This is a genomic window from Rhizobium sp. Root274, assembly GCF_001429245.1.
GTDB lineage: Bacteria > Pseudomonadota > Alphaproteobacteria > Rhizobiales > Rhizobiaceae > Allorhizobium.
This window is the reverse complement of record NZ_LMJE01000011.1, coordinates 46014-65038: the sequence shown is the minus strand read 5'-3', so window position 1 is coordinate 65038 and position 19025 is coordinate 46014. Positions and strand designations below refer to the sequence as shown.

Here is a 19025-nt window from a genome sequence, read left to right as displayed (position 1 = left end):
GCATTCAGGTGTTGAAGGAAAGGACGAGCGGTTTGGCGAACAGGCGCGCCCAGGCTTCAATGCTGGCGCGTTGGATGGCGACGATGGATGTCCCCCTGGTCCACCAGCCGTTGCCGACGGCGACGATGACGTCCGGATCGTGGAGCATGGATTGGAGAACGGGCCAGACGATCAGCTGCTCGTAGCAGATCAGCGATGCGATCCGACTGTCGGCAACGGTCGCGATGGGGTTTTCGAAGAAGTGCGCCCGCGCGCCGCCGCTTGCCCCAAGCACGGAGCGCCAAGGCTGCCACATCGAACCTGGGACCGGCATCCGCTCACGGTAGACGATTTGGGCGCCGGCGGCCGAGATGGCGATGAGCACATTATCGTATCCGCCTGCATCGACGACCGCAGCACCGGCGATGACGGTGGCGTCAGTTCCCGTCAGTGCTCGCACCCAGAGCCGATCGACGGTTGGTGTCCAGAAGCCGAGCGCGCTCTCGGGAAGAACAATGGTGAAAGGTTCGCCCGATGCTCGATCCTTCACCGTGGCGATCAGATCGCGGTGGCGCCCAATGCTGGAGTCGCGACCCAGCGATGCGCCCATTTCGAGGTCGACCCCCTGCCAGGATTCCGGTAGTTTCGGTTCGTCCCAGGTTGCGGCGGACCAGACCCAAAAGCCTACGAGGACAATCGCGACAGTTGGCCACATGCGGGTTACGAGGCCCATGAGACCGGCTGTCGCGGCAACGAGCCCCCACCATCCCCATCCCGGAAAAAGCGCCCCCGCGGCCGTGATCGGATGCGCCCAGCCGGTGATGCCGAAGGGCGGAATGGCCATGAGCAAGACTGCAGCGAGATAGCGAAATGGCCGCGCCGGTTCGCATCTCGTCCAGAGTAGCGCGTGAACGCCGACAAACCCGAGAGATGCGCTGAGCCAGAGCAGCAATCCCGGCCACAGATCCGACGAATAGAAGGTCGCAACTCCGTGCGGCAGACCGCGTGACGCCGCGAGGAAATAGCCGGCCGCGACAAACGCGGCGGTCAGTCTCGTTGGCGCAAAGGCCCAGAGGACCGGAAATGTGAACGCGACCGGAAGAAGAAGGACGTGGCCACTCCACGCAAGCGTTCCGGCGACGATGGATGTTGCGATCAACAGCGTCGCCCGGACCTTGTCATGGCGCATAGGTGAGCACCTCTTGCGCCAGGCCGAGGATGCCGGATGCGGGCAGGGGACCGAAGTAGCGGGAGTCATAGGAGCCAGCGAATGGTGAGTGGAGGAAGAGGCTTCCCGCCGGCACGACGACGCCAGGGAACGGTTTCATCGGCCGACCCTTGCCGTCCCACTGTGCCAGCTTGGAAAAGGGAATCTCTCGCCCGTCGACCGTCACGTGGGTGCTGATTTCGACACTCTGGCCGGGGATGGCGATGACCGTCTTGATGAGCGGCGCGACGCCGCCCGGACACGTTCCGGAGCGGAGATAACCACGCTCTCTCGCCTCTCGCATTGCCGCCGTTTGCGGCGGGCAAATGAAGACGAGATCGCCCACCGATGCCATACGATCGAGCGCGACGATGCGCCAGAGACCGAGAGGTTCACTGGGTGTCATGTTGATGCGAAAGCCGCTGACGGTTGCCGCAGCAACACCGCCGCCAACGATGGATGCCGCCAAGGCCACCAGCACGACTGCATATGCCCTTTGAGAGCGTCCCACCCAATGCTTAGCCACCGATGTCGTCATTTGAGAGAGAGCCCCTGGCTCTTCGTCTGGCGCATGGTTTCCGCCTGCTTCAGCGCCTCCGTCGTGCGCTCATGCGCGGCGAGCTGCTGCGCGGTCCGCATTAAATTCCATGCGGACTGCACCTCCGCCTTCTGCCCGGGCGTCATCCCCGCGGTGACGGTGTTGAAGGTCTGTCCATTCGGATCCTTCGCAGCAAGCGACAGGAAGGTCCGCTCACCGAAACGCTCCGCTACGGCCTTTGCGAAACCCTCCAGTTCCGCCTTCACCATTTTGTCGGCAAGCGCATATTCGATACCGGCGGGCAGGTCGTTCCGGTCGATCGCATCGCGAACGCGTTCCAATGTTTGTTTTGCGTTGGGCGACAGCGCCGGAATGTCGATCGAGACCTTCAAGCGGACAGCACGTTCCTCGACCTCGAACTTGCGTTCCGCCTCCGCCCGCTGGCGCAGATAGCGCTCCAAGTTGCGGGCCAGCGCGGGTGCGTTGGTCAGCGCCTTTTCGCGCTCCTGTTTGTCGGCGCGGCCGGCAAGCATCCCGGTCTTGCCCTTCAGCGCCCCGAATTGTTCGGGGTTGGATCCGATCTTGGCCAAGGTCGATTTCGCAACGCTGTCGTCCTTCAACATCGCGTCAACATTGATTGCCTCGAACGCGCTTTCCGGCTGGGCATAGACGAGATGGAAGCGCGTCGAGACCTCCTCCCATTGTTTTTTCAATCCGGGATCGGCGGCGACCTTGTCCTCGATCGCCTGGTCGACCGATTTGGCGAAGGTTGTGATGCCCGAGACCATCGGCTTTGCCTCCTTGGTGTTGTTCTGGGTTGGGGACTGCGCGGCGCCGCGGACTAGCCCGAGCTTGCCGGCAACGGCCGCAAGGCGGGCGCCGAGATCGGAGAGTTTTTGCTTTTGACTGACGACCCAATCCAGCCGATCGCGAAGGAGGGTTCGGGCGACGCGGGCGAGATGCAGTCCGCGCGCTTCGGCAAATCGAAGCGCCTGGCGATAGAAGGCGCCCTTCTCGTAATCGAGCGTCGTTTCCTTCGCGTTCCTCCGCGACAGGATTGGGATCAGCCCACCGTTCTTGGCGAAGGACCGGCGGCCGTAATAGACGGCCAGGTCCTCACGATGGCGGGTCATGGCCACATAGGTGAGATGGCGGTCCAGCGAGAGCGAGGCGAGCACTTTCACCCGGTCGACGGTCGCGCCCTGGCTCTTGTGGATGGTCGTGGCATAGCCATGATCGAGGTCGTTATAGAAGCGCTGTTCGACCAGCACCTGGCGGGCATTCTCGCCCTCCCCGATCAACGCGGTGATGCGTCCCGGTCCCACCTCGATCACCTTGGCCAGCATGCCGTTCTTGACGCCGAGCGATCCCTCGTTTTTCAGGAACACGATCTGGTCGCCAACGGCGAAATTGCGATCGCCATCGGCCGTCTTGAACATCGCCCCCTCAGCGAGAATCCCACGTTCGATGAGCTTGATGCGCGCCATCTGGTTCAGCATTCGGACGTCGCGGCGCAGGTGAGCAAGGATGAGCGACGTCTTCGCCGGATCGTAATCGCGGTCCCAGGCGGCGATCAGGTTGTCGACCGCGTCTGCCTTCAGGTCCGAGCCTATGACCTTGCCGTGGGCGCGGTAGGCATCGACCGCCTGGCCGACTTTGCCCCGCGCCAGATCGAGCGAGGCATCGCGCATCCATTGCTGGCGCTGGCGATAGATGGTCTCGAGTTCTGCATAGCCGATGCGATCGGCAATCGCGCGGAAGGCGGCACCTGCCTCGATCGGTTGGAGCTGCTCGGGATCGCCGACGAGAACGAGCTTGGCGCCGGCCTTCGTCACCGCTTCGACGAACAGCGCCATCTGCCGCGACGACACCATGCCGGCTTCGTCCAGCACGAACACCGTCTTGTTATCGAGCTGATCGCGGCCCTGGTTCCAGCGGAGCTCCCAGGACGACAGCGTGCGCGAGACGATGCCCGCTTCCCGCTCCAGGCCCTCGGCCGCCTTGCCGGCAAGTGCTGCACCGACGACCCGATAGCCGGCCGCTTCCCAGGCCTCGCGCGCCGCCTTCATCATCGTCGTCTTGCCGGCGCCGGCGCGGCCGATCACGGCGGCGATCCGTTCTGGTCCCGCCACATGCTCGATCGCCGTTTTCTGCTCGTCCGACAGACGCTCATGTCGCTTGAAGGTCGCGGCTAGCACCGCTTCCCGCACTCCATGTGACGACCGTTGCGAGAGCCAGATGGCGCGATTGGCCATCTCGGCTTCGAGCCGGATCATCTCGCGCGTCGTGTACCTGACCGGCACTCGGATACCGCTGGCAAGGTCGATTCGCTCGCGCTCGAGGCGGAAAGTCTCGGGGTGGAGGATGATCCGGACCATCAGGCTTTGGAACAGCGCCGGATCATCAATGTAGCGGTACAGGATCTTCGCCACGTCACGCTCGTCGAACACGCTCTTTTCGCGCGTGATCAGGTCCAGGACGAGTTTGGGGCTCCGCTCGATCCGTCTCGCATTCTCGGCCCTTCGCGCGTCCTGCAATTCGAGGCGCTCGAGCTCGATCGGCTTTGAAGCAACGTCGGATTTTCGCTCGATCGCCTTCGTGCCGACACCCAGATGGATGGTCGGTTCGAGATCGATCCCTTGCTTCTCGAAGGAGCGGCCATCGACGCGAAGGTCGAGGCCGGCGAGCGCCAGATGCCCGTTCTGGCAGGCGAACCAGCCATCGCGAAACGCGTTGAAATCGTCGATGCTTCCGGCCCAGAGCTCATAGACGATTTTGCCGGCGTCATTGCGGATCGGATTGCCGTCGGGTCCAAGCACCGCGACCTTCTTGGCGCCGAAACCGTCCTCGGTCAGCGGCCGCAAGGTTGTCATCAGATGAATATGCGGATTGCCCGGTGCGTCGTGATAGACCCAGTCCGCCACCATGCCCTTCGACGTGATGTGCTGCTCGACGAAATCCCGCACGAGCGCGATGTTCTGCTCGGCCGTCAGTTCGATCGGGAGTGCAATGGTGACGTCCTTGGCGAGTTGCGCATCGGAGCGCTTCTCGAAATCTTCGACTGTGTTCCAGAAGGCCTCGGAGGCGCCGGAGACCGAACGGTTCGAGACCATCGAGCGCAGCCACACCGGCGCATCGGCGGGGATGACGAACTCGTCATGCAGCAATCCCTGCTTGCGCGTGTAGTCGATTGTCCGCGCCTCGCGCTCGAACTCCATTTTGGCGCAGTGGCGGTAGGCCGCCGACAGGACCGCGCTGCGACCGGAGCCACGAGCGACGACGCTGACGGAAAAATGAGGGACGGCCACGGCGGAGTTCTTTCCCGATTGCGAACGAAATCAACGGGTTCGTCGGGAGCGGCGGGCCCGCCAGGGGCCTCAAGCAAGGGCGTCGCGTCAGCGACGTATAATTGCGCCCTTCGGATCCGCTCCTTCGGAACGGCCGGGATCATTCACCAAAGCTTGCGCCTTGGCGATTGTAGGATTCACAGTAGTGCGTTCCGCACTCATCTCCGGAAAACTGGGTTCGAAAGGCAAGCTTTCTCACCCAAGGGAGACTACGGACATGAAGAAACCATCCTCCAAGATCCGCGACGAAATCGCCAAGCTCCAGGAGCAGCTCAAGGCCGCCGAGACCCGTGAGGCGGAGCGCGTCGGCCGGATCGCCCTCAAGGCGGGCCTCGGCGAAATCGAAGTCGACGAGGCGGAGCTGCAGGCCGCTTTCGAGGATCTGATGAAACGGTTTCGCGGAGGCGAGGTTCGTTCGAGCGGAGGCAAGAGGGGGGCAGGCGCCGGCGAAAGCAGCGGACCGTCCACGCAGAACGCGTCTGGCGCGGCTGCGGGCGGGTCTGGCGAGGCTTGAGCGCATGAGCCGCACCATGACATCCGACGCTCGCAAAAAGGACACCCGGGAAAAGATCGAGCTTGGCGGCCTCATCGTCAAAGCCGGCCTTCGCTACGAAAAGCGCGCGCTTCTGCTCGGCGCGCTGATCGATCTGAGCCAGCGCCTGAGATGCGACGACACAGAACGATCGCGGCTGCTGGCGATCGGCGCGGAGGCCTTCGGGAAAACCGATGAATAGGTTTTTGCTATTCATCGCGCCCGTCGCATTAATGATCCCGGTCACGATCGGCATGACCGGGATCGAACATTGGCTGTCCGGCTTCGGAAAGACGGAGGCAGCGCGGCAGACGCTCGGTCGAGCCGGGATCGCTCTGCCTTATCTGACGGCGGCGCTCATTGCCATCGTCTTCCTGTTTGCGAGCGCCGGTTCGATCAGGATCAAGGCGGCAGGATGGGGCGTCGTCGCCGGCGGCGTGGCAACGATCCTGATTGGCGCGCTTCGCGAAACGATCAGGTTGTCGGGACTCGCGGACCAAGTTCGGGCGGGCAAGTCCATTCTCGCCTATGTCGATCCCGCCACGCTGATTGGAGCGGGCGCTGCGGCGATGGCGACCTGCTTCGCCCTGCGCGTCGCGCTGGTCGGCAACGCGGCATTCGCCAGTGCCGAGCCCAAACGCATCCGCGGCAAGCAAGCGCTTCACGGCGAGGCCGATTGGATGAAGCTTGCCGATGCGGAAAAGCTGTTCTCCCAAACAGGCGGGATCGTGATTGGCGAACGATACCGTGTCGATAGGGACAGCGTTGCGGAGCGCTCCTTTCGGGCCGACAATTCCGAAACATGGGGGAGCGGCGGCAAGTCGCCGCTGCTCTGCTTCGACGGCTCGTTCGGTTCGTCACATGGTATCGTGTTCGCTGGTTCCGGTGGGTTCAAGACGACGTCGGTAACGATCCCGACAGCCTTGAAATGGGGTGGCTCGCTGATCGTTCTCGATCCGTCGAACGAGGTGGCGCCGATGGTCTCGGCCCATCGCACCGGCGCGGACCGCGACGTGTTCGTGGTCGATCCGAAAAAACCGGAAACCGGCTTCAATGCGCTTGATTGGATCGGACAGTTCGGCGGCACCAAGGAAGAGGATATCGCCTCCGTCGCCTCCTGGATCATGAGCGATAGCGGCGGGACGCGCGGCGTCCGCGACGACTTCTTCCGTGCCTCGGCCTTGCAATTGCTGACCGCGATGATCGCCGACGTTTGCCTGTCCGGACATACGGAGAAGGAGAACCAGACGCTTCGCCAGGTGCGCGCCAATCTTTCTGAACCGGAGCCGCAGCTGCGCCAGCGCCTGCAGGAAATCTACGACAATTCGGACTCGGAGTTCGTGAAGGAAAATGTGGCGGCCTTCGTCAATATGACCCCGGAGACGTTCTCCGGCGTCTATGCCAATGCGATCAAGGAAACCCACTGGCTTTCCTATCCGAACTATGCCGCATTGGTGTCGGGGAAGACGTTTTCGACAATCGACCTAGCAGCTGGAAACACCGACGTCTTCATCAACATCGATCTCAAGACGCTGGAGACGCATGCGGGCCTGGCGCGCGTCATCATCGGTTCCTTCCTGAACGCGATCTACAATCGCGATGGCTCGATGAGCGGAAGGTCGCTGTTCCTCCTGGATGAGGTGGCGCGGCTGGGCTACATGCGCATCCTGGAGACGGCGCGCGACGCCGGCCGGAAATACGGCATCACGCTCGTCATGATCTATCAGTCGATCGGCCAGATGCGCGAAACCTATGGCGGCCGCGATGCCGCCAGCAAATGGTTCGAGAGCGCGAGCTGGATCAGTTTCGCGGCGATCAATGATCCGGAAACGGCCGACTACATCTCGCGTCGCTGCGGCATGACGACGGTCGAGATCGACCAGATCAGCCGCAGTTCCCAGGCGAGAGGATCGTCGCGCACGCGATCGAAGCAACTGGCCGCGCGGCCGTTGATCCAGCCGCACGAAGTTCTTCGCATGCGAGCGGACGAGCAGATCGTCTTCACGGCGGGCAACGCGCCGCTCAGGTGCGGCCGCGCGATCTGGTTTCGGCGCGACGATATGAAAGCCTGCGTTGGGATGAACAGGTTTCACAGGCTTGGAAACACGCCTGGGCCCTCTGGGATCGAGCCGGCGCGCAGCGCAGCGAGCAAGGCCGATCCAGGACAATGAAGAGTATCGGAGAAATCAGCATAGCGACGACCGACAGGGCGGGATTTCGGGAATTCTCGCTGTGTGAGGAGCGGGAAACAGCGCAGCCGCAGGAGCCTCAACATAGTGGCCCGAAGGGGAGGCGGGACCGACTGCGCGCCGCTCCTGCACACCGCCTAAAGATCGTCTTGCCCGTAAACGCAGATGAAACCGAAGCCGAGATAGGTTGAGGCAAAGAGGAGAGGACCGAGGGTGACGAAATCGAATGTGGTTCCGTTCAGAAAGCCGCGGCAGACCGGCGGCAGGAACGACCGAAATCGCGGGCAGGGAAAGTCACCCCGATCGGGGCCGAGCCGCCCGCGCAAATCACTGATCGCGATCCTCTGCGCAATGACCATTGCTACGGGAGGCTGGCTTGCCTTCGGCGGCGCCAACAATCTCTCCGGGCTCCTGGCTGCGGCCAAAACACCGACATCAGATCCACTGTCGGCCGCGTTCTTGATCTGCGGCGTCGATCGCCACGTGAACTGCGTCGTCGATGGCGATACGTTCTGGTTCCGGGGCGAGAAAATCCGCATCGCGGATATCGACACGCCGGAACTCAGCCCACCGCGGTGTGAGGCGGAAAGGATCAAAGGCGAAGCCGCGAAATCACGTCTGCTCGCGCTGCTGAATGGTGGCAAGTTCTCGCTTTCAGCCGGGTTGCGCGACGAAGACAAATATGGCCGCAAGCTGCGTACCGTCACGCGGGCAGGGCGCTCGCTCGGAGACGCTCTCGTTGACGAGGGCCTCGCCAGGCGCTGGGACGGCGCAAGACAAGGATGGTGCGGCTGAGAACCGCGAGAGGATCGTTACCGGATGGCCGAAACCGTCTCGCGGGTTCGGGGAGCGTAAGCGAGTAGAGCCGTGCGCCGAAGGCGTCTCGCCCAAGCCCACCACTCGCGTTTCATCACAGATCTGAATCAATCCACCCCGACCGATTCATAACTGTCGTTGGACGCGATTCCAGAGATCAGCGATTCTTCTCTCATGATCTCGCAGCCCTACCATCTCTACGTCGAGCGCTCGGACGCCTCCAAGAACATGGCCCGCTATTACGCCATGTCGATCGAACCGAACCTGTTCGGGGATATCTGCCTGCTTCGAAAGTGGGGCAGGATTGGAAGCAAGGGACAGGTGATGGTCCACCATTTCGGGCGGGAAGAGGAAGCTGTTCACCTGTTCCTCGATCTTCTCCGACAGAAACGAAAACGCGGTTACCGGCCGCGCGTGATGTCGACGTAGGAAAGAAGGCCCGCCGAAGCGGGGCCAAAGCGTACCTCATCGGCGTCGGTTCCAGTCGGTCTCGAAGGATACTTCGATCTCGACGAAGAACGGGATCTTGATCGCGAGCTTCAGGCCAAGCTTCCCCTTGCGGAAGAAGTGGCTGAGCACCTTGCCGAGCGTGCGGAGCCGGCGGCCGGTGGCGGCGAGAAATTGAGCGAGCTGTTGCATGTTGTTTCTCCTTTCGAAATGCTGACATCGCGGGGATAGTCGGCAGACCGGAAAGGAGGGACGCACCCCCAAGGGGCCGGAACGAAGGTGGAGGACCTGCCAGCGACTGAATTTTGATCCGCGAGGAGCAGCAAGGCGGCGGGGAAAATTCTGGCGGCGGCAGGTTGCGTCGTGACGGACGGGCTGCAACATCCCGATGAGAGATGACAGCAGCTCGGAAGGAGAGCGCGGCGGGTTCCTCAGAATCTCGATCGAGACCACGCCGGAGGATCAGGATCCTCCGCACCGGGCGAAAACGACACGCGAGGCATTTACCGTGATCCCGGTTTCGCGCTTGATATTTTTGATGATCGGCGCAAGTGAGCCGAACTCGTCGACGGTCAGCGCGACCATTTCCGGATAGCCGATATCGACGCCGGTATAGTCCGCCGTCAGAGCATTGATCCAGTCACCGTCGTTGATGCGGTATTCGTGCGTGTCGAAATCGGTTTCGAGATCGTCCAGCAAGGTGATGGTAAAGCGCCCGAAAATCTCAGTTTCCCCCTCCAGCTGATACTCGGCGAACTCGTCGTCACCGGTGAGAACGCTCCGCTCCGACGCCATGATGGTCCGCACGCGACCAATTCCGGCTTCGAGCGCCTCTAGCAGGCGATCGTGGAGAGCTCGCGTGAAGTCTGTCTCACAGCCGAACCGGTTTGCGAGGACGACGATCCGGAAGCCGGAAAGCCTGGTGTAGAGCATGAGGTTCTGATCGGTTGTCATAATGTGATCTCCTTCGTTGATGATGGAGATCGGCCACTCTGTTGCAAAGAGGGGTCAAGGACCGCGGAACGCGGCTCGCAAGCGGGGGAACCGATTTTTCTGAAGAGAAGTGCAACGCAGCGGCGGAAAATTGGGGGAGACCGCGCCGTCCTTTACGCCGGATTTGCTGGAGTAAATTAGGACGTCATAGAGAGAAGAAACCCGCGGGCCCGCAGGGGCCGCGACCGTATCCGGCAAGAGCCGGAGGGGAGCGTTGAGGGGTGAAATCCCTGACAGCCGGGGACGCCGGTCCGGCTCACATACCAGAAGGAAAGAGCCGCCTCAGAAGGGCGGCTCGGCTTCGACGGCGCCCTCCTGTTCGGCAAGCATGACAGCCAGATTGGCTTCAGCGAGTTCGAGCTCCGTCTCGATCTGGCGGCGCTCGGCGGCATCGCATACGCTCTTCAGCTCCAGCCGCAGCTCCTCGATGTGCTGTTCGATAGTCATCGTCTCATCTCCTTGAGTTCGTGAAAGACGACGACGCGGGGCGGGGCGGGATGGCGGGGTCAAGGAGCGCGCAAGCGACCGCCAGCGGCGGCGGGCGGGGGAGCCGATTTTGTCGGAGCGGCGGGAACCGGAGCGGAGGCAAAATTGGGGGTTGACCGCCCGTCCTCGAGGCCGACATGCCGACACGGCACACTGGAGCGATCTGAGCAGACATTTCCGGTTCCGTATGGCACCAGAAAAGCCGGAAGCGGGTTCGATGCCCGCTCCCGGCTTCTCAATTCGGACGATTGGCCCCGCCTCGCGGCGGGGCCGTCCCGAGTCTCAGTCCCGGTTGGGGCGGGACCAGATCAGCTGGTAGCCGTCCTCGCCTTCGACTTCGGTGAGGGTCGCGTAGATCGGCGCGGGGAAGCTCGGGTCATCCAGCTTGACCGAGAGGTAGTCGCGGTCCTGCTCGGAGCGCTTCTGCCAGGCCGCACCCAGCTCGACATTGCCGGCGTAGATGCGGTAGTGCGGCCCCTTGTCGGAGGGGTTTTCGATGCGGGCGATGCGGGCCTTGACGTTGAGGGCAAGCGTGCGGATCGAGCCGTTGAAGCCGGTTTCGGTGGAGGTGAAGGTGCCGATGGTTGCCATTTTCGTGTTCCTTTCGTTGGTTTCGGGCCGCGCCCTTCGCGGCCTCGATGGCTGTCGCAAGGATCGGGGACGATTGGACCGCACCCAGGGGGCCGGAACAAGGTGGAGGGCGGCCGGGAGAAACTTTGTTGCTTCGCGAGGAATGAGCGCCTGAGCGCTCAGGGGAAGAAAGTTTTGGACGGCCGTTGCGGGAGGACGATCGAGGCGAAGCCGCTCTCCGATCAGACATGCCTCATCGAGCCCGCGGAGGACGTGGCCTATGCCGGCGGATCAAGAGGAACGCGGTGATGGCAACTTGCCATCGCCTCGCCCAAGCGCAACATTGCTACGATCGAACCGTTTCTCTGTCGCAATGTCAGGCCCCAATTCGGTAGCGACGGACCCGCCCGCCTGAAGTTGCCTCCAGCAACCAACCCGGTATCGTGTGCTGGCGATTCGTCGCCTGGAGGATATATGCGTCAGCAGACAAAGCCGTTTACCGTCGAAATCAAGCAGTCCCGAAAGCTCAAACCGACCGACCGCAGAACCTCGATCTGGGGCAAGCTGGACCTCACACCAGATCAGGGCGCACCTACGGAAGGCGAGCCGGGACAGGTGCCGACCGTTGGCGGCGACAACGACCGACTCTGATTTCTAGGCCGCGACTTTCTCCTCGGCTGCACCAGGCTGCAGATCGTGCAGGAAGGTGACTGCCCGCTGCGCGTGCGCTGCCGCCTGAAAAATTGCACGCCGGTCCTCGGAAAGCACCTTCAGCCACGAGGCAAGGTAGGACGCGTGATCGGGCCGAGGCTCGAGCTCCGGTACAATGCCAAGGTCGGCGCATAGGAAGCAGCTGCCGAGTTCGGCGATTAACTCCTCACGCGCCCGCTCCGACCGATCCTTGTTGTAACGGCTGAGATCGCGATTCAGGCGATGCGAAGCGCCAACCCAATGCGTCGCCTCGTGACTCAGCGTGGCATAGTAGCTGGCCGCATCCCTGAAGCTCTCGAACGGAGGCATTTGGATGTGGTCGCTGGACGGGGCAAAAAAGGCTTGGTTTCCTGCGTGGCGGATGACCGCGCCCGTGTTCCGGAAGAAGCGATCGACGACCTCGATCCGTGTGACAGGATCGGCATCCGGCGCCGGTCGATGGTGATAATGTTCCGGCAGATCGTCGATCTGCTCAACATTGAAAACTGTGTAGGTCTTCAAGAACGGGATTTCCCGGTCGACCTCAACGCCGCTACCGTCGGCTTCCGTCTTGGTAAAGCGACTGGCGAAAACAACGGTCGAACCGGTTTCACCCTTGCGGACTGCGGCCCCGAGCTCCAGCGCCTGCTTGAACGTCATCCACATCGGCGACGAGAAGCCCCGGGCCATGCCTTCCGACCACAGCAGCAGAACGTTGACGCCCGAGTAGGGTTGTCCATTGCTTCTCAGCGGACGCGTGATCCGCTCTCGCATGTTCCGGTCGTGCCAGGGCTTCATCCATGGTTTGACGCCACGGGCCAAGTCATCGACGATCCGATCGGTAATCCGGCTGTAGATGTCTGCACGTTGCGTTTCTGGTTTCCTGCTCATTTTTCTATACCTCCGTTTGCGAGACCGCGCCGATCGCGGCCCGTGACGGCGGTCCGAAGGCCGGGGCTGCGGGGATGGCGCACGCTGGTCAAGCGCCGGAACGTCAGTGGAGGAGGGCAGAGCCCTTGCGCCTGAATTCCCGACCCCGGCAGGACCGAAGCCGGACGGGTCCCGCGATGGCGGGTAAGCTGGCAACCTTCCTTCTTTAGCCTGCGACATGCAAAAAGCTGGCTCCGGGGGCCAGCTATCGATCGGAAAGAGAAGAAATGGCGGGGCCGAAGCCCCGCCCGCTGCGGTCAATCGAACGCAGCCATCTGTGCTGCCGCGGCCTTGCGGTCGAGCGATGCGCCAGGATTTTCGACCGGGCGATCGAAGGGCTTCCAGACCTCGCCGACGATCTGCTCGTAGGCGACAACGGCACCTTCCGCGGCCATCCTAAGGGAATGGGCCTGGACGCCCATGTCGGCTGCGAATTCACGCTTGCGCTGGGCGGCGCTGTCGTATCCGACCGGACCGTCGAGATCCTCGTCGCGTGCGTCATTGGCCGCCTTGGCGGTGGCGTCGCGGGCCTCTGTGACGGCGCGGGAGTAGAACTGGCCGGCGCCATGCGCGGAGCCGACGTAGGCTCCGACGATGCGCTGGAGATGGATCTGCATCGCCCGCTCGCCGAGGCCGTCCGAGAGGCTGTCGGCCGTCTCGATAATCAGGCGCTCGTGCAGGTCACGGATCCCGTCGCCGTCGATCACCGCCGTGCCGAAGCTTTCGGCAATCAGCATCGCCTGGGCGGCATCCGGGCAGGTGAGCCGGACCATTTCGATCGTGGCGCCCTTTCGAAGCTGCACGACGCGGGCGGGCTGGCGGGATTGGGTTGCGGGCTTGGCCATGGGCTGTTCCTTTCAGGGTTTCCTCCGAAGCGGTTCCGGCCCGTGCCGGTCTGCCCTTCGGTGCGGTCAAAAGGAGCCGGTGGAAGACGGGCGTTTCAGGGTCCGGGCCCGCCAGGACGAGCAAAGCCGGGATGCGCGTGGAGCAGGTCATCCTGACCTCGCGAAGCACGCGGCCCTGCTTTGGAGAGGACGGCGCGGTCCGGCCGCCGCGCGGCGCGATAGCGGCCTTGAAACGGACGGCCGCCGGTTCAGACCGCAGCAAAACCGAAGGGGAGGCCGGCAAGGAACTGGTCCGGCAGGGGAACTCATTGAACACGAGGCCATCGGCGAGCCGCAACCCTCTGACTCCGCCTGGTGCGAGCAATCGCACGATGGGTGCCACTGCGCGGACCAGGCTCGCACTCAACCGCCAGGGAGGCGGGAGCGGGATTTGGGATCGCAGGTCTGGACTGGACGCGGGAACCCCAAGCGCCGACCGGCGGATCAGGTTTCCGGTGCGTCCGGCTGGCGATGCGAATCCGCGTTTTCGTCAGGGCGTGGCTTCGGCAGACGATAAGCGTGAAGCCAGGACGGACCATGGGAATTGCGCAAACGACGCAACGTGCCACCGTCGTCATAGGGCGGGCCGCCCATCCAGACACGGTTCAGAATGCTCTTCCACCGCCGGCCGTGCTTGACGGCATAAGCCTGGATGACCTGCTCCTCCTCTGCGGTCAGCGGCGGCAGCTTTTCCCGCCTGGGCCGCGTTGCTGCCACCTTGCTTGCTGCGGTCGTCGTCGCCTCCTTTTCGGCAATCAGCCTGTGGAGCTCCGCCACACGGGCCTTCAGGCATTCGGCCCCCTCGAGATGATGGAACTGGATCCAGAACGCTGTCCGGTCCTGGGGTGAGGGGCCGATGCCCGCCCGTTGCTCGAGTTCACCTATTGTGCTCATGGGCGTCCCCTGCCATTGAGCTAAAACTCCCGTCCTCCGCGGCCAGTGACGTGCCTGGAGAGCCGCGATGGCGGCGTCCTGCCGGGAAAGTTTGCGCGTGAGCGCATCGACCTCCGGCTGGCGCTCGGCAGTCAGTGCCGCGAGATTGGCGCGATAGCGTTCTAGGAAGGCGCCTGATGCCGGCGCCTTTCCGTGGCGGTAGCCCGGCTGACGCCGGCCGAGCAGCGGGATGAGCGCGGTCATTCGCCGCGTGATCTGGCGGTCGATCAGGTCCAGCTGATGCTGCGTCTGCCGCCTTGCTGCTTCCATGCGGGTAAGCTCTGCCGCGTGTTTTGCGGAACGGGACATTACGAGGTCCTCCCACGCCCGCTGGCGAAGCTCGACGGGCCGTCATAGGCAACGTGCTTCGTCTCATCGATGACGAAACCAAACCGGCCGACGTCGTAGTCGTCGCTCGGCACCAGAAAACGGCGTTCCTCCGCCCGTTCGTCGCGCTTTCCGCCAATGGTCGCAATCACCTCGGTCATGCCGGGATGATGATCCGAACGGAGTGCTGAGATAACGATCTAGTCCCCGGCATGCACGCGCGCGAACGCTTGTCCATCCTTCTCATGGGATTCGCCGGGCAGGAGCGAACGACCGTGGATCGCTTCGCAGGCATCCGGCCAGGAGTCGCGGAGCTTCTTGTCGGCGCACTTGCGCTCATAGCTCGTGAACAGATCCGGGAACGTCAGCGCCACGATCGCCCAGGCGGCGTCTTCCTCGTACCAGCCGCCGTCTGCCCGCAACATCGCATGGACGGTGGCGTTGCGCGCGACCGAGAGTTTGAAGCCGCCATGCCCAGCTGTGGTGTGGGAGACGATTCCGTCCGCATAGACGGTGGCACCCTGGGAGGCGCCCCAGGGCGTATTGCAATTGATGCGGACAGATCGTCGAGCGAGAGCTTGGAGCTCGCGGCAATGTGCTGCCTGTTCAAACATGCGGTTTCGGAAGGCCGCTTCGTCTTCAACGGAACCATTATGCGAATAGAAGTCATCGCGTTTCAGGTCTGCAAGGGGTCGCAACACGCGCCACGCGCTGGCGAGGAAATACTGGTTATCCTGCGCCGGCACCATGGCGAAGAAGAGGTCGCCGACGCGCGCAACAGGCATGCCGTCGGCACTTCGGCCAAACCCACCCCTGAAGGCTCAGGGGTGGAGGACTTGAAGGCTTGCGAGAGCGGAATGTTCATGCCGCAGCCCTCCCATCGACATGATCGGCGGCAACCTCGTTGGCAGTCACCTCCTCGAGCACGGCATGGGGATAGCCGTGCCGGGTCAGCCACTCCTCGGCCGCCTGCCGATCCCCGGCGAGGTGGACGAGTTCGGCGTGCGACCCGGCGCGGTCGAAGACACGAATGGATCCGAGAGCGGGGCGTTCGATGACCTTGAACGATAGCTCACTGTCAAGCGAGAAGGTCCGGTGGATGCGGATGGCGATCACGCCGCCTGCGCCAAAGTCGCCCTCGTGCAGGGTAAAATCCGGCGACAGGCTGACACTACCGACGCCGCGCTTGCCCTGCTTGCGGATCAACCGCCCCTTGCTGTTGCGGTTTTCCCAGGCCGCCAGTTTCTTCTTGTGGCGCTCCGACGGGCGCGGTGTGCCGTCCGACCAGGCGACGATGGAGCCGATCGGGGCGAGGTCATAGATCAAGGACGCAGACATGTGCTTTCTCCTTCAATTCTGCGGATGATGGAAACGAAAGCGCCGCCGGTGATGGCCGGCGGCGAATATCGATGAATATGAGTTTTGGAAAAGGCGACTATTCCGCCGCAATCCCGTAGGCAGTTTCGTCCTCGTCCGAAGCCGTATCCACGGATTCGCCTGCCGGTTCTCGAAACTGCCCGAGATCCGGATCAGCAACGGCGGATGCGGAAGCATCCTGATCGATGCCCGGGCCGCAGACAGGGTCGTCGTCGCGACCATCATCGAGGTGGTCGGCATGCTTCATCAGGTCGGCGACGTCCTTCGGATCCGGCGTGAAGAGGGCCGCCGAATGCACGAACTGGACCTCCTTGAAGTGGTCGACGAGCGCCGCGCGGGTCTCGCGCACCCGCGGCCGGGGATGGACATTCGCCTCCTTCGCTGCCGTCTCGAGCGCCTGGCGCGACAGGCACACGAGAAAATCCTCCGTCCCCATGTTCGGCAGGAAGCCGTCGGCGCCGATCGCCTCACCGGCGATGCGCGAGACCACACCGCTGTTCGAGATATTGCGCCTGCAGGACAGAACCTCGATCAGGATGGACCGGGCAGCGACCCGAACCGTCTCCATGTCGAACGACAGCCTGCCATCTTCGGAGAAGAGCCGGGCGGCGTGGCGTTGCATGCGCTTGGCCCCGAACACGTTGTCGTTGGCACCGGAGTCGACGCGAACGTTTTGGCCGGAGAAGGCGAGCACGAGCAAGGCCATCAGCATGTCGTCCTCGATCGGCGCGCGGCCGAGCGCCTCATGAAGCGCATCGGTGCGGAAATCGCCGATCATGTCCTGGCCCTTCTGCGTGACGTCGGGGCGTGCCTTCGAGACGGCAATTACCTCATCATCAGGCCCAATCGAACCATCGGAAGACGAATCGGTCTGCCCGTTCGGCTTCCTGGCTTCCGGCATCCGGTAGTGGACCGATTGCACCTTGCCCTCGCGATCGAGATACATGGCGGTGCTGTCGCCCCCGCCGGGCTTGCCGTAAACACGCTCAGCCTTCTTCGGCAGTTCCGGCTGGCCATAGTTGTTGACCTCGACAATCGCGCCCTTCTTCGGCAGGTTGATCGTCATCCACTCCTGCTGCGCACCGAGAAAGGCCTCGACATTGGTCGTGTAGCGGCTGTCCTCGTCGGCCGGCGCAAAGAGATCTTCCACCCACTCGATACCGTAGGCCTCCCGCAGGTCGTCGCTGAAGCTGGCATCCTTGGCGTACATCCGCTTCTTCGAAAGCGCATTGGCAACCGACCACCACGACGCCGTGTCGCCCTTTTTCGGCTTGTGCGCCTTCCACACTTCCTTCTGCTCATCGATTGCGGCGGCCGCGATCGTGCGCAACTGCGGCTCTGACGGCATGTCGCCTTTGGACATGTGATCCAGCATGGCCGGAAGGACATTGGCGAGAAGGCGGAGCTTGCGGATCTGCCGCACCGGTAGGGTCAGGGCGACCGCAATGGCTTCCTCGGTCCAATCGAGCGCGACGAGGCGTTCGATCCCCCGCCATTGGTCGACCGGGTTCAGCGGCTCGCGCGCGATGTTCTCGACCATCGAGCGCATGGCGCCGTTGTCGTTGGCGGCCTCGACCACCAGCACATCGATCTCTTCGAGGCCTGCGGCGACAGCCTGGCGTCGACGCCGGTGACCGGCCTCGATGATAAATCCATTTCCGCCATCGCGCTCCGGGAAGACAACGGGCGGCTGGATGACACCGACGGCCTTGATCGTCGCCAGCAGTAGGGCGTCTGCCTGCGGCGTCGATTTCGACTGACGGGTGTTGTCGGGGTTGTCCTTCAGCGCACGCGGATCGACCTTCATGAGATACATGGGATGCTCCTTTTCCGGGATCTGGGACGCGGCTTCTGCCGGTCCTTCCTGTCTTCATTCTTTCCTGAAGACACCTTCCGGACCGCGGAGCGGGGCGACCGGGGGCAACTGCGGTCGAGCATCGCTGCCGCGAAGGACGAGCGGGGCTGATAGCCCTGCGAAGCACGAGTGGCCGGGATGCGGAGACGGCGGTTGAGCGGAAGCGGCCACCGGCGGACCGATCTGCGAGCGGGGTTCCTTCCCTTTTATCTTCCATTTCCTCTTCCTGTTTTACCGCTACAACGGGAATGCGGGTGATTGCGACGAGGATTGATAATAGTTGATAAAGAGCCTATCATGTCTTTCGTCACATCGGATGGAGAACAGCATGATCAGTGCCGATCTGGGAAAGCAGCTCGAAAGCTATATCCAGCAACTCGTCGATACCGGTCGTTATGGCTCAAAAAGCGAAGTTCTGCGGGAAGGTGTGCGACTGGTCCAGGACCGCGAGACCCGTCTCGCCGCGCTGGATGCTTCCATCATGCGCGGCATCGCCGATGCGGACGCCGGCCGAACGAAGCCGGCGAGCGATGTCTTCGATCGACTCGAGGCCAAATACAGTGCGATGGCTGACAAGGCCGAAAAATCGGCATGATCCTCGAGTTTTCCTACGAGGCGGAAAACGATCTCGAGCAAATCGCCTACTATATCGCTCAGGACAATCCCCGGCGCGCCCTCTCATTCGTCCAGGAGCTGCGCAGCAAGTGTGAGGATCTCGTCGATAGTCCGAACGGGTTCGCCCTCGTTCCCCGCTACGAGCACCACGGTATCCGCCGGCGCGTTCACGGCAACTACCTGATCTTCTACCGCGTAGAGAGCGTGAAGGTGGTCATCATCCATGTGCTGCATGGCGCCACCGACTATGGCGCCATTCTGCTCGGTGATTAGTTTGGGCCGGCCGGTCTGAGGCGATTGGCTGCTCAAG

General features: G+C 62.9%; 19 protein-coding genes and 2 pseudogenes. 8 read left to right on the top strand and 13 right to left on the bottom strand.

Annotated elements, in window-relative coordinates:
• Positions 1–4: 4 nt before the first annotated feature.
• The 3 genes from ASE36_RS20720 to traA are packed head-to-tail and all read right to left on the bottom strand — an operon-like array spanning position 5 to position 5032.
• Positions 5–1168 carry a conjugal transfer protein TraB gene (locus ASE36_RS20720; RefSeq protein ID WP_062284675.1) on the bottom strand — a complete coding sequence of 388 codons (1164 nt, stop codon included), beginning with the start codon at positions 1166–1168 and terminating at the stop codon, positions 5–7.
• Positions 1158–1667: a conjugative transfer signal peptidase TraF gene (traF, locus tag ASE36_RS20715; protein ID WP_244474824.1), complete on the bottom strand. Its 510-nt coding sequence runs from the start codon at positions 1665–1667 to the stop codon at positions 1158–1160. Before traF ends, ASE36_RS20720 begins: the two co-directional genes overlap by 11 nt.
• 53 nt (positions 1668–1720) lie before the next feature.
• The gene (gene traA, locus ASE36_RS20710; RefSeq protein ID WP_062284670.1) at positions 1721–5032 is read right to left on the bottom strand and encodes a Ti-type conjugative transfer relaxase TraA; all 3312 of its coding nucleotides are present in this window, start codon (positions 5030–5032) and stop codon (positions 1721–1723) included.
• A 256-nt stretch (positions 5033–5288) separates the two neighbouring features.
• On the opposite strand from traA, the gene traC reads away from it, so the two are divergent.
• The 5 genes from traC to ASE36_RS20680 all read left to right on the top strand — a co-directional run bounded on the left by traC (position 5289) and on the right by ASE36_RS20680 (position 9037).
• A complete protein-coding gene (gene traC, locus ASE36_RS20705; RefSeq protein WP_062284669.1) occupies positions 5289–5585 on the top strand; it encodes a conjugal transfer protein TraC in 297 nt (98 codons plus the stop codon).
• A 4-nt stretch (positions 5586–5589) separates the two neighbouring features.
• Positions 5590–5805, top strand: coding sequence for a type IV conjugative transfer system coupling protein TraD (gene traD / locus ASE36_RS20700; protein ID WP_062284667.1), 216 nt, complete (start codon positions 5590–5592; stop codon positions 5803–5805).
• Positions 5798–7774, top strand: coding sequence for a Ti-type conjugative transfer system protein TraG (gene traG, locus ASE36_RS20695; protein ID WP_062284665.1), 1977 nt, complete (start codon positions 5798–5800; stop codon positions 7772–7774). Before traD ends, traG begins: the two co-directional genes overlap by 8 nt.
• A gap of 231 nt (positions 7775–8005) precedes the next feature.
• Positions 8006–8587, top strand: coding sequence for a thermonuclease family protein (locus ASE36_RS20685; RefSeq protein ID WP_062284661.1), 582 nt, complete (start codon positions 8006–8008; stop codon positions 8585–8587).
• Positions 8588–8782: 195 nt separating this feature from the next.
• Positions 8783–9037, top strand: a complete 255-nt coding sequence (locus tag ASE36_RS20680; protein ID WP_062284913.1) for a WGR domain-containing protein — start codon at positions 8783–8785, stop codon at positions 9035–9037.
• Between the two features lie 36 nt (positions 9038–9073).
• On the opposite strand, the gene ASE36_RS22920 is transcribed toward ASE36_RS20680, so the two are convergent.
• The 4 genes from ASE36_RS22920 to ASE36_RS20670 all read right to left on the bottom strand — a co-directional run bounded on the left by ASE36_RS22920 (position 9074) and on the right by ASE36_RS20670 (position 11125).
• A complete protein-coding gene (locus tag ASE36_RS22920; RefSeq protein ID WP_200945201.1) occupies positions 9074–9247 on the bottom strand; it encodes a hypothetical protein in 174 nt (57 codons plus the stop codon).
• 270 nt (positions 9248–9517) lie between these two features.
• On the bottom strand, positions 9518–10009 hold the full coding sequence (locus tag ASE36_RS20675; protein ID WP_062284659.1) for a hypothetical protein: 492 nt from the start codon (positions 10007–10009) through the stop codon (positions 9518–9520).
• A gap of 321 nt (positions 10010–10330) precedes the next feature.
• A complete protein-coding gene (locus ASE36_RS22915) occupies positions 10331–10495 on the bottom strand; it encodes a hypothetical protein (protein ID WP_200945200.1) in 165 nt (54 codons plus the stop codon).
• A 321-nt stretch (positions 10496–10816) separates the two neighbouring features.
• On the bottom strand, positions 10817–11125 hold the full coding sequence (locus ASE36_RS20670) for a DUF736 domain-containing protein (RefSeq protein ID WP_011427435.1): 309 nt from the start codon (positions 11123–11125) through the stop codon (positions 10817–10819).
• A gap of 453 nt (positions 11126–11578) precedes the next feature.
• Here ASE36_RS20670 and ASE36_RS22910 point away from each other — a divergent pair, with 453 nt between their 5' ends.
• A complete protein-coding gene (locus tag ASE36_RS22910) occupies positions 11579–11755 on the top strand; it encodes a hypothetical protein (RefSeq protein WP_200945199.1) in 177 nt (58 codons plus the stop codon).
• A gap of 3 nt (positions 11756–11758) precedes the next feature.
• Here ASE36_RS22910 and ASE36_RS20660 read toward each other — a convergent pair whose 3' ends face one another.
• From ASE36_RS20660 to ASE36_RS20630, 6 genes and pseudogenes are all read right to left on the bottom strand, one after another.
• Entirely contained in the window at positions 11759–12685 is a 927-nt protein-coding gene (locus tag ASE36_RS20660) for an ArdC family protein (RefSeq protein ID WP_062284656.1), read from the bottom strand.
• Positions 12686–12981: 296 nt separating this feature from the next.
• Positions 12982–13569: a hypothetical protein gene (locus ASE36_RS20655; RefSeq protein ID WP_062284654.1), complete on the bottom strand. Its 588-nt coding sequence runs from the start codon at positions 13567–13569 to the stop codon at positions 12982–12984.
• Positions 13570–14547: 978 nt separating this feature from the next.
• Positions 14548–14811, bottom strand: a pseudogene (locus ASE36_RS20645) (hypothetical protein); the annotation flags it as partial.
• A gap of 38 nt (positions 14812–14849) precedes the next feature.
• Positions 14850–15733: pseudogene (locus tag ASE36_RS20640) on the bottom strand (DUF7007 domain-containing protein).
• A complete protein-coding gene (locus ASE36_RS20635) occupies positions 15730–16206 on the bottom strand; it encodes a hypothetical protein (protein ID WP_062284652.1) in 477 nt (158 codons plus the stop codon). The pseudogene ASE36_RS20640 and the gene ASE36_RS20635 overlap by 4 nt, the downstream one beginning before the upstream one ends.
• A 97-nt stretch (positions 16207–16303) precedes the next feature.
• Positions 16304–18061 carry a ParB/RepB/Spo0J family partition protein gene (locus tag ASE36_RS20630; RefSeq protein WP_062284650.1) on the bottom strand — a complete coding sequence of 586 codons (1758 nt, stop codon included), beginning with the start codon at positions 18059–18061 and terminating at the stop codon, positions 16304–16306.
• 367 nt (positions 18062–18428) lie between these two features.
• Here ASE36_RS20630 and ASE36_RS20625 point away from each other — a divergent pair, with 367 nt between their 5' ends.
• Entirely contained in the window at positions 18429–18695 is a 267-nt protein-coding gene (locus ASE36_RS20625) for a type II toxin-antitoxin system ParD family antitoxin (RefSeq protein ID WP_062284648.1), read from the top strand.
• Positions 18692–18988, top strand: coding sequence for a type II toxin-antitoxin system RelE/ParE family toxin (locus ASE36_RS20620; protein WP_062284646.1), 297 nt, complete (start codon positions 18692–18694; stop codon positions 18986–18988). Before ASE36_RS20625 ends, ASE36_RS20620 begins: the two co-directional genes overlap by 4 nt.
• Positions 18989–19025 lie beyond the last annotated feature (37 nt).

What these genes read in the sequence shown, in the direction of transcription:
- ASE36_RS20660 (WP_062284656.1), bottom strand. Translation starts at nt 12,685, where the DNA reads ATGAGCAGGAAACCAGAAACGCAACGTGCAGACATCTACAGCCGGATT.
- ASE36_RS20675 (WP_062284659.1), bottom strand. Translation starts at nt 10,009, where the DNA reads ATGACAACCGATCAGAACCTCATGCTCTACACCAGGCTTTCCGGCTTC.
- ASE36_RS20655 (WP_062284654.1), bottom strand. Translation starts at nt 13,569, where the DNA reads ATGGCCAAGCCCGCAACCCAATCCCGCCAGCCCGCCCGCGTCGTGCAG.
- traG (WP_062284665.1), top strand. Translation starts at nt 5,798, where the DNA reads ATGAATAGGTTTTTGCTATTCATCGCGCCCGTCGCATTAATGATCCCG.
- ASE36_RS20635 (WP_062284652.1), bottom strand. Translation starts at nt 16,206, where the DNA reads ATGTCTGCGTCCTTGATCTATGACCTCGCCCCGATCGGCTCCATCGTC.
- traC (WP_062284669.1), top strand. Translation starts at nt 5,289, where the DNA reads ATGAAGAAACCATCCTCCAAGATCCGCGACGAAATCGCCAAGCTCCAG.
- traD (WP_062284667.1), top strand. Translation starts at nt 5,590, where the DNA reads ATGAGCCGCACCATGACATCCGACGCTCGCAAAAAGGACACCCGGGAA.
- ASE36_RS20720 (WP_062284675.1), bottom strand. Translation starts at nt 1,168, where the DNA reads ATGCGCCATGACAAGGTCCGGGCGACGCTGTTGATCGCAACATCCATC.
- ASE36_RS22920 (WP_200945201.1), bottom strand. Translation starts at nt 9,247, where the DNA reads ATGCAACAGCTCGCTCAATTTCTCGCCGCCACCGGCCGCCGGCTCCGC.
- ASE36_RS20625 (WP_062284648.1), top strand. Translation starts at nt 18,429, where the DNA reads ATGATCAGTGCCGATCTGGGAAAGCAGCTCGAAAGCTATATCCAGCAA.
- ASE36_RS22915 (WP_200945200.1), bottom strand. Translation starts at nt 10,495, where the DNA reads ATGACTATCGAACAGCACATCGAGGAGCTGCGGCTGGAGCTGAAGAGC.
- ASE36_RS20620 (WP_062284646.1), top strand. Translation starts at nt 18,692, where the DNA reads ATGATCCTCGAGTTTTCCTACGAGGCGGAAAACGATCTCGAGCAAATC.
- ASE36_RS20680 (WP_062284913.1), top strand. Translation starts at nt 8,783, where the DNA reads ATGATCTCGCAGCCCTACCATCTCTACGTCGAGCGCTCGGACGCCTCC.
- ASE36_RS20630 (WP_062284650.1), bottom strand. Translation starts at nt 18,061, where the DNA reads ATGTATCTCATGAAGGTCGATCCGCGTGCGCTGAAGGACAACCCCGAC.
- ASE36_RS22910 (WP_200945199.1), top strand. Translation starts at nt 11,579, where the DNA reads ATGCGTCAGCAGACAAAGCCGTTTACCGTCGAAATCAAGCAGTCCCGA.
- ASE36_RS20670 (WP_011427435.1), bottom strand. Translation starts at nt 11,125, where the DNA reads ATGGCAACCATCGGCACCTTCACCTCCACCGAAACCGGCTTCAACGGC.